This is a genomic window from Streptomyces ossamyceticus, assembly GCF_001418475.1.
GTDB classification, from domain to species: Bacteria; Actinomycetota; Actinomycetes; order Streptomycetales; family Streptomycetaceae; genus Streptomyces; species Streptomyces ossamyceticus.
The window spans coordinates 1-2,776 of sequence record NZ_LIQX01000342.1; the positions used below are offsets into that span (position 1 = coordinate 1).

Below are 2,776 nucleotides of genomic sequence, written 5' to 3' on the forward strand. Positions count from 1 at the left end.
GAGCCCCTCGTGTGCCCCTCGTGAGTCCTTCGCGAGGGGCACACGAGCCTCCGCGAGTCCCCTGCACGCCCCCTGCCGGCCCCCGCCCGCACGGGGCGCCCATACGGAATCCCCCATCCGCCTCCGACGTCCCACGCTTCCCGGAACCGGAACGCGGCCCCGGATTCCGGTGCCTGTGCACGAGCGTCGGAGGGCGTGAAGAAGGTGTGCAAAGTGCATGTCGGGTCGCGTTTTCGCCTGTCGCCACCGCACGGCCTGTCGTAGGTTCATGGGCAGATGAGAGATACACCCCGCCCACAGGGGACTGTGGGCGACACCTGGTCGGGGCCTCCCCAGCTTCGCCCCGGTCGTGCCCTCGCGCACACACCCGGAGCTTCCGGCTCCGGATCTCCTCACCGATCGGATGGCCGCTCGCCCCAAACCCCCCGGGGCGCGCGGCACACCGATCCGGACGGCCGCCCTCGAACCACCCCCCCTGTTCGAGGGCGGCCGACCATTTCCTCCGGCCGTCGCGCCGAACGCCACGGACCCCGCGGACTCCTCCTGCTCGGCCTTCCGGGCCTCCTCTTCGCGCTCTTCGCGCTGATCACCTGGCAGGTCGTCGCGGACGGCCCGCTGGCCCGCGCGGACGAACGCCTCAGCGACTCGCTCGTACGGCGCGGTGCCACCGCCCAGTTCCTCGCCGACCTCGGCAATGTCACCGTCGCCGTTCCGGTACTCGCACTCGTCCTCGTGTACGTCGCGTGGCGCGCGCGTGCCACCGGTACGGACCAGTGGTGGCGGCCGGCCGTCGGCGCCGCCGCGCTCATGGCGGCCGTACCGCTCTGGGTGGTCCCGCTGAAGGAGCTCATCGCCCGCCCCGGCCCCGCGATCATGGGCCCGGGCACGGGTTTCTACCCTTCCGGTCACACCGCGACCGCCGCCGTCGCGTACGGCGCCGCCGCCCTGCTGCTCCTGCCCTGGCTGCGCGGCGCCCCGGCGCGCGGCGCGGCCGTCTGCTGCGCGGTCGTCGTCAACCTCGGCGTCGGTGCCGGCCTGGTGCGTCAGGGTTACCACTGGCCGCTCGACGTGGTGGCGAGCTGGTGCGTGTGCGCGGTGCTCCTCACCGCGCTGGGCCGCTGGTCGCGCCCCCGCTCCCGCACCTCCGACGGGACGGACCGGGAGGGGCGGTAGGGAGCCCCCGTCGCCCCGCGCGTCAGGCCTCGATGTCGAACGGGTGGGTCAGGTAGCGGTCGACGGCGGGGATGCCGACGAGCACTCCCTCGGCGTAGAAGGCGTAGGCGACGGCCCGGCTGGACACGGTGCGTCCGCAGCGCCATGCGTGGAGTCCGGGCACCTCGCGCAACGGCAAGGGGCGCATATCCGGCCGGGCGAGGACCACGCCCGCCCAGTGTCCGGGAAGGCAGGGTCGGGCATCAGGCACACGTCACCCGGGGCGAGGAGGCACTGGCTGATCTCCACCAGGCCGGCCTTGACACCGAACAGGATCGCGACCTCGGTCTCGGGGCCCAGACGGGCCCCGTGGTGAGCCGCGTGCGGCGGGGTCGGCAGGTCGGGGTTGCCCCGGCACAGGTTGACGACGTCCTCACCCGCGGCGACGAGTCAATGGCGCAATCCATTCCCCTTGTCCTGCAAAGAACGGTCTTTGCCGGGGCCTTCGTGCTCAACGGTCCTGGTCCTGGGCGAGGCCCGCCGCCGCCTCGTGCATCGCCAGTTCCAGCAGGGCCGGGTCGGTGAGGGTGCCGGTGCCGTCCGGGGGGATCAGCCAGCGGACACCGCCGGACTGCCGACCGGGATACGGCACCACGATCCAGGTGCCGCGGCCCGCGCTGCGCACCCCCGTGCCGAGCCAGCGGGACGCCGTGCCCGGGGGCACGAAGAAGCCCATGCGGTCGTCCCCGAAGTCGACGAGCACGGGCCCGGGTTGGTCGATGATGCGGGTCAGGACGTCCAGCGTGGGGTAGCCCAGCACCCCCGGAAGGATCAGCACGTCCCAGGCCCGGCCCGCCGGGAGCAGGGTGACCCCCAGAGGGTTGCGTTCCCACTCCCAGCGGCAGGCGTCCGGATCCGGCGCCACCGCTGCCAGCCACTCGACCGCCGTCTTGGCCCCAGTCATGACGGGGACCTTCCTCTCTGTAGAGCTCGTCGGACGCGGTGTCGCGTCAGGAGCACAGACAGCGGTGCGGGGCGGGCATTACGCGGGTTTCCCCCATGACTTGGTGGTGAATCCGATGACGGCATGCGAGCTGGGCGTACGCCTGTCCAGCAAGGCGTACGCCCATGGCTCGCGAGCGCTTCGGTGCGCCCCCTCCATCCTGCGCGGTGTCAGCTGTCGAAGCCCAGCCCCAGGCGGTCCATGGCTTTCAGCCAGAGGTTGCGCCGGCCGCCGTGGGAGTCGGCGCGGGCGAGGGACCACTTGGTGAGGGCGATACCGGTCCAGGCGAAAGGTTCCGGCGGGAACGGCAGGGGCTTCTTGCGGACCATCTCCAGCTCGGTGCGTTCCGTGCGCTCCCCCGCGAGCAGGTCGAGCATGACCTCCGCGCCGAATCGCGTGGCGCCCACCCCGAGCCCGGTGTACCCGGCCGCGTAGGCGACCCTGCCCTGGTGTGCGGTGCCGAAGAACGCCGAGAAGCGGGAGCAGGTGTCGATGGCGCCGCCCCAGGCGTGGGTGAAGCGGACACCCTCCAGCTGCGGGAAGCAAGTGAAGAAGTGGCCGGCGAGCTTGGCGTACGTCTCGGGCCGGTCGTCGTACTCGGCGCGCACCCGGCCGCCGTAC

2 protein-coding genes and 1 pseudogene are annotated in these 2,776 nt (G+C 72.6%); 1 reads left to right on the plus strand and 2 read right to left on the minus strand.

Annotated features, from left to right (window positions below; translation table 11 throughout):
• Positions 1 to 276: 276 nt before the first annotated feature.
• Positions 277 to 1,173 (plus strand): phosphatase PAP2 family protein, encoded by an 897-nt coding sequence (locus tag AOK15_RS24535; protein WP_079058675.1) that lies wholly within the window; start codon positions 277 to 279, stop codon positions 1,171 to 1,173.
• Between the two features lie 490 nt (positions 1,174 to 1,663).
• Here AOK15_RS24535 and AOK15_RS24540 read toward each other — a convergent pair whose 3' ends face one another.
• Both AOK15_RS24540 and AOK15_RS24545 read right to left on the minus strand, forming a co-directional pair.
• Complete coding sequence (locus tag AOK15_RS24540) at positions 1,664 to 2,116, minus strand: hypothetical protein (RefSeq protein WP_055520432.1); 453 nt, start codon at positions 2,114 to 2,116, stop codon at positions 1,664 to 1,666.
• Positions 2,117 to 2,325: 209 nt separating this feature from the next.
• Positions 2,326 to 2,776 (minus strand): annotated as a pseudogene (locus AOK15_RS24545) (FAD-dependent oxidoreductase); the annotation flags it as partial.

Excerpts from the sequence above, each read along its gene's own strand:
- AOK15_RS24535 (WP_079058675.1), top strand. The coding sequence starts at position 277 with ATGAGAGATACACCCCGCCCACAGGGGACTGTGGGCGACACCTGGTCG.
- AOK15_RS24540 (WP_055520432.1), bottom strand. The coding sequence starts at position 2,116 with ATGACTGGGGCCAAGACGGCGGTCGAGTGGCTGGCAGCGGTGGCGCCG.